At 68.1% G+C, this 6,000-nt stretch carries 5 protein-coding genes; 2 read left to right on the top strand and 3 right to left on the bottom strand.

The genetic code is table 11. The features are described from left to right. Nucleotides 1-111: 111 nt before the first annotated feature. Nucleotides 112-2,310, bottom strand: a complete 2,199-nt coding sequence (locus ABZT93_RS38860) for an RICIN domain-containing protein (protein WP_356113579.1) — start codon at nucleotides 2,308-2,310, stop codon at nucleotides 112-114. A 710-nt stretch (nucleotides 2,311-3,020) separates the two neighbouring features. After that, nucleotides 3,021-3,239, bottom strand: coding sequence for a hypothetical protein (locus ABZT93_RS38855; RefSeq protein ID WP_356113577.1), 219 nt, complete (start codon nucleotides 3,237-3,239; stop codon nucleotides 3,021-3,023). A gap of 848 nt (nucleotides 3,240-4,087) precedes the next feature. On the opposite strand from ABZT93_RS38855, the gene ABZT93_RS38850 reads away from it, so the two are divergent. Next, nucleotides 4,088-4,765, top strand: coding sequence for an SDR family NAD(P)-dependent oxidoreductase (locus ABZT93_RS38850; protein WP_356113576.1), 678 nt, complete (start codon nucleotides 4,088-4,090; stop codon nucleotides 4,763-4,765). 129 nt (nucleotides 4,766-4,894) lie between these two features. Then, nucleotides 4,895-5,389: a MarR family transcriptional regulator gene (locus ABZT93_RS38845; RefSeq protein WP_356113574.1), complete on the top strand. Its 495-nt coding sequence runs from the start codon at nucleotides 4,895-4,897 to the stop codon at nucleotides 5,387-5,389. Here ABZT93_RS38845 and ABZT93_RS38840 read toward each other — a convergent pair. Continuing rightward, the gene (locus ABZT93_RS38840; RefSeq protein ID WP_356113573.1) at nucleotides 5,353-5,688 is read right to left on the bottom strand and encodes a hypothetical protein; all 336 of its coding nucleotides are present in this window, start codon (nucleotides 5,686-5,688) and stop codon (nucleotides 5,353-5,355) included. The two genes, ABZT93_RS38845 and ABZT93_RS38840, sit on opposite strands and share 37 nt — an antisense overlap. Nucleotides 5,689-6,000 lie beyond the last annotated feature (312 nt).

The raw sequence follows: 6,000 nt of genomic DNA, 5'->3' as shown, positions 1-6,000 counted from the left end.
CGCCCGGGCGCCGACCGTGGCGGCCAGCCCCCAGCCGAGCATCAGAACTCGGCCCACCGGGATGCCCGACAGCCGGGCGGAGGCCGGCCCGTCCGGGGTACCGCGTCGGGGCTACTGCGAGGTGAGGACGTATCTCTGATTGGTGGAACCAGAGCAGGTCCACTGCTGGAGGCGGGCGCCGTCAGCAGTGGAAGTGCCGGTGACGTCCAGGCACTCGTCGGTGCTGTTGCGGGGGTTGATGGTGTAGGTGCCGTCGGTGTTCTGGACGGGCTTCCATTGCTCGTTGGTGCCGCCGCCGTAGGACCACAACTGGATCTTGGCGCCGTCGCCGGTGGCGGTCGGTCCGCCGGTGACGTTCCAGGCGGCGGTGGTGGCGTTGCGGCTGACGACCTTGTAGTAGCCGCCGTCGGTGGCCTGGAACTGCCACTGCTGGTTGGTGTTGCCGGCCGCGCAGGTCCACTGCTGGACCGCGGTGCCGTTGCCGGTGGCGCCGTCGGCGGCGTCGACGCACTTGCCGCTGTGGGCGTTCTTGACCGTGTACCACTTGGTGGTGTCGATCGGTCCGCCGCCGGTGCCGGAGGCACTGGTGGTGACCGTCAGTGGGGTCGAGGCGCCTGAGACGTTCCCGGCGGCGTCGTACGCCTTGACGGTGTAGGAGTACCTCGTCGAGGGGCTCAGGCCGGTGTCGGTGTAGGAGGTTTCGGTGGTGGTGGCGATCTGCGCGCCGTTGCGCAGTATCTGGTAGCCCGAGACGCCCACGTTGTCCGTCGAGGTTGCCCAGTTCAGCGTCGTCGAGGAGGACATCGTCCCGCTCGCAGTCAGTCCGGAGGGAACCGACGGGGCAGTGGTGTCGCCGCCGGAGGTCGATCCCGGGGTCCAGGTGAAGGTGGCGACGGCCTTGGCGGGGAGGGTGTAGGTGAAGGACTGCCCGTTCTCGGTGACGTTGAAGGTGCGGGAGTTGCCGGTGTCGGCGTTGAGCACGATCAGGGCGTGTGAGCCGTCGGGGTTCTGGAAGGCGACGTCCTGGATGTTGCCGGAGCCGAAGGTGTTGGAGTCGATGCGGACCGCGCCGGGCTTGACGAACTTGCTGGCCTGGCCGAGGACGTAGTACTCGGCGTTGTACTTGGCCGTGCCGGCGGAGTTGTCGACGGTGACCGCGGCGGTGCAGGTGGTGCAGTTCATCGAGGGACCGCCGCTGGGGTTCAGGGCGGCGTTCCAGGTGACGACGGACTTGGCCCAGTTGCGTGTGGCCCCGATGATCAGGTTCTCCGTCTGCCAGTTCAGGGTGTCGGAGAAGGTGTTGGCCGGGTTGGAGGACTGGGTGCCGGAGCACTCGGTGAAGTAGGTGTCGGTGCTGGGGCGGGCGTTGTGGACGGTGGTCTGGGCGCCGGGGCTGCCGGCGTAGCAGTGCCAGGCGACGCCGCTGACGTACGGCGCGGCGGTGGAGTCGCTCAGGATGGCCTGGGGGTAGCCGGCGTCGTCCCAGTTGTGGTCGTAGGCGACGATCTCGGTGGACAGGCCGGCGGCCTTGATGGCGGGGCCGAGGTAGCTGCCGATCAGGGTGGCTTGCTGACCGGCCGTCAGGGTCGAGCCGGGGTAGTTGCCTGGGGAGTACTCCGGCTCGTTCTGCGGCGTGAGCAGCGAGACCGGTACGCCGGCCGCCTCGTACGCCTGGAGGAACTTGACGAGATAGTTCGCGAAGTAGGAGTAGCTCGCGGCGTTGAGGCTGCCGCCGACCATCGACCCGGAGCTCTTCATCCAGCCCGGCGGACTCCAGGGGCTCGCCATCACGGTGGTGGCGGGGTTCAGGGCCAGGGCCTGCCGGAGGACGGGCAGGATGTAGTTGTTGTCGTGGGCGATGGAGAAGTTCGCCAGCGTGGGATCGGCCTGCCCGGAGGGCATGTCGTCGTAGCTGTAGGTGGACAGTGAGAAGTCCGAGGCGCCGATCGGCTGCCGCAGGAAGCTCAGGCCGATGCCGGCGCTGGGGTCGAACAGCTTGCGCATGATGCTCTCGCGCTGCGGGGAGTTCGCGATCAGGTCGGCCGACGAGTCGGTCAGGGAAACCCCGAACCCGCTCATCGTCTGATACGTCGTGTCGGGATGGATGGTGATGGTCTGGCTGCCGCTTCCCGCCCCCGAGGTGAACGTCGCCGACGTCTGGGCCGCGAGAAGTGTGCTCTGGTCAGCGGTGGTCTCCCACACCGAGACGGTCGGGCCGGCAGCGGCTTGCGCCGGGCTGTCGACCAGGCCGATCAGGGACCCGGCGGCCAGCGCCGCAGCCAAGGCCGGCACTGCGGGGGTGCGTCTCATGCGTAACAACGGTGTTCCCTCCTGTCACAACCGATGCGCCCGTCCCTGCGGGGCGATGCCGGTGCTCTGAACGGGCTTCCATTGCTCGTTGGTGCTGCCACTGTGGGGCGCGGCCGGTTAGGCGCTCTCGGTGACTCCGAACGGTCCTGCTGGTTGGTGCTGCCGGTCGCGGAGGCTGCCTGCAGGATGGGGTGCCGTTGCCCATAGCGCCGTCGGCGGCGTCGATGCACAGGCCGCCGGCGTGGGTTCTCGGCCGCGTTCCACTTGATGACACCGATCGATCCCCGCTGGTGCCGGAGGCGTTGGTGATGACAGGAGACCCAGGCCGCGGATGCGGCCACGGAGCTCGGTGCCGTCAGGAAGGGCAGGCGGCTCATGCTCGCCCTTCCGCGCCGCGGCACTGCGCGAAGCGAGCGGATCGAGAGCAGGAAAGCACACTTACTGAGTGCTTAGTAAGTGATAGTCCAGGAATGCTTTCCTTTTCTCCGGCCCGTGATCGCTGACTGAGAGCCACGGCGCTCTGCTGACTTCGGCTGGTTACTGTCGATATGTCGACCAGTATTGGGGGCTCGTTTGTCGTGCTGTCGCCAGTGAAGGCCGGCTGAGACAAGGACGGGCGGGCCACGGGCCAGTTTGAGTGTCAAGGCAACACCAACTCGCGTGGCCTTGTTCGCATCTCCGACTGCTGGAACCGGCATTGCCGGTGCTTGTCAGCCTTTCTGCCGCCGCAGAACTCCGACGGTGCCGCTGAGGGCCACAAACAGAGAGCCGCCCACTACCCAAGGCAGGTTAGAGGTGGCAGATGCCGCGGGGTGGTGCTCGAAGACCAGCAGCGACATCGCTTCCCCGAGGAGCCCGCCGGTCAGCGTGGCTCCCCAGAAGATCAGAAGGATCGTCCAACCGTTCCGAGCACGCATCCAGTCATTCACGCGGTCATCTTGCGCCCAGCATCTCATCGGTTGGAGGAGTTCGGGTTCGTCGTTGGCGACGCGTTGTTACGGCGGCCGCCGGCCGCTGCCGTCGATCACCTCGTCGTGGGCTCAGGTGACAGCCACACACGGCATCCCTGGGGCGGATGAACCATACGCAGGGCTCGGATGCCGTTGGGGAAGGTGTCGGACGTCTCAACCCATAGGCACAGGAACCGTGTTGGCTCGCACTCGGCCGTACTCGACCTGCTGCACGTGCTGGTCGAGAGGCTTGATGTGGCGGTGGACGGTAGCAGGAGGCAGCGGAACGCAGGGCCCGCTCCAGTTGAGTGCTGCGGGCGTCATCCCCGCAATCGTGTCTCCCCGGTTGAGTGCTCCGATGCTGACTTTTGCTGACTTTGTTGGACTCACATGCCTCTGACCTGCGGAAATGTCGGCCGATGCAATGGTTCTGGAACTGGATCGGGCGGTCCCAGGAGGAGATCGAGAAGCCGCGGGGGAGGGTGCGCCCACGGCCTCCACCGGTGCTTCACCGTCAGGGGGCAGCGCAGACGCCGGCTCCGACGACTCCGGATGAATATCGGTCAACACGTCCCACGCCTGGAACGCCGCCGACGGCGACTACGGCTCCAAGGGGCGCGAGTGCGGCGCATGGGCGGACGCCGGGGTCGGCCAGCAATCGGATTGCCCTTTCCGTTTTGCTTGGTACAGTGGCGACGGCTATCTGGAGCGCCCTATCCGAATCGTTTCGGTGGGCTCGCGGCGGCGCTCGGCGCCGACGTGTCGGCAAGGCCGCTGATGCTGTCGCCGCACTCCGTTGCCTGTGAGGCTGTTGTGAAAGGATCATCGTGCCCACTGTCACCATCGTTGGAGCTGGACCCCGGCTGGGCCTGGCCATCGCTCGCACCTTCGGCTCACGCGGCTTCGATGTCGCTCTGATCGCCCGTGATCGGGAGAGGCTCGAGCGTCTCGTCGGCACGCTCGCCGCAGACGGCGTCAACGCCGCCGCGTTTCCCGCAGACGTGCTCGAACGTGATGCCCTCGTCCAGGCGCTGAAGGGGGCTGCCGACGAGTTCGGCGGGATCGACGTCCTGGAGTACTCCCCGGCTTCGGCGAACGGCGGCGGCACGTTGACGAGTCCGAGCGAGACGGACCCGTCCCACGTTCAGCGCGAGATGGAGTTCCAGTTCTACGGGGCGATCGCCGCCACGAATGCGGTGCTGCCCGCCATGCGGGAGTCCGGAGCGGGCACCCTGCTCTACACCACCGGCGCGGGCTCGGTCGTCCACGTCCCGAAGGCGGCCAATGTCAGCACCGCTTCGGCGGCCCTGCGTAATTGGGCGATCAATCTGCGCAAGGAGCTGGCCGGCACCGGCATACAGGCGGCCCATGTCGCCCTCGACGTGACGATCGCCGCCCCCACCTTCTACGGGCAGCCGAAGGCCACGGCTGATCAGATCTCCCCTGTCTACTGGGACCTGCACGCCACTGACCGTGACAAGGCCGAGTTCATATTCAGGCGCTGACCTCGAACCGGATGACCGGGGGAGTGGTGCCGCGCAGCCCTCTGCGGTCCGGACGCTGCCGATACCCGCCCGCCCGTGCTCTGCATGATCGGTACGGTGGTACCGGGACGACCAGAGGGGGGCGCGGACGTGGGTGAGGAAGCGGAGATCAGGACGGCGAAGGAAGCCGCCGACCACAAGCTCATTGTGGCGTTCGGGCGGCTGCAGGGGGCGGCCAACCGGCTGGAGTACATCCTCGGCCGGGCGCTCGAGGCGGAGTGCGGTATCAGTCACCTCGTCTTCGAGGTGCTGCTGATCCTCGGGCGCGCGGGTGAGCCGGGGCTGTCGATGAGAGCCATTGCCCAGGAACAGGTGCTGACCACGGGGGGCGCCACCCGGCTGGTGGACCGGATGGAGGCGGCGGGGCTGGTCGAGCGGGCGGAGGATCCCGACGACCGGCGCGGGCGTCTGGTGCGCCTGACCCCGCTGGGCGAGGAGACGGCCGTACGGGCGTCCCGCGTCCATCTGGAGAACATCGAGCGGTACTTCGTGACACCACTGCCGGCAGCGGACCGGGAGCGGTTCGCGGAAAATCTCCGGATCCTCAGTCACACGGCCAGGGACGTTCTGCCCCGGCTGCCCTGATCTGGCCATGTCGCAAGGGTCGAGAAATATCGACGCTGCGCGAGGTCGTCTCCCGCCACCCCGAACTGCCGGTCGAGGTCGTCTCCGGCGGCCTGTTCACCGGCGGCCGCCGGGTCCCGATCCGTGAGTTCGGCTACGTCCAGGGCGCCAACGCCCAGATCGCGGAGCTGACCGGCGCCGACTTCGGCGAGGGCTACGAGCGGCTGATCGCCGACGGCTCGTTCGTGATGGACTCCGAGGCCGCCGCCCGTGCGCCCGTCGACGTAGAAGGCCGTCTGGAGGTCGATGGCCAGCTCCACCGCACGTTCGGGAGCGGACCCGCGCAGCGCGGCCAGGCCCCCTGCTCGCCATCGACGGCGAACGGGTCGTCCCGCTGGCCCGCGGTCACGCCACCGCCGATGAGATCGACCACCGGCTCGCGAGCCTGTCCTGAGTTCCGCCTCCGCATGCGTGCCGGGGCGGGTCGGCGTCACGATCCGTGTGACCCGCCGCAGGCCGCTGCGCCACCCTGCCGCGTGTCGCGGCACATGCCATGGCGCGCGGCTTTCACGCCCGCTCCCGCAGGCCTTCCGCTCTATCGGGGTGTCCGCCGGAGAGCCCCGGCGCTGCCG

Origin of the sequence: Streptomyces sp. NPDC005303 (assembly GCF_040607335.1) — a bacterium.
Lineage (GTDB): Bacteria > Actinomycetota > Actinomycetes > Streptomycetales > Streptomycetaceae > Streptomyces.
This window is presented reverse-complemented; position numbering and strand designations above follow the sequence as displayed.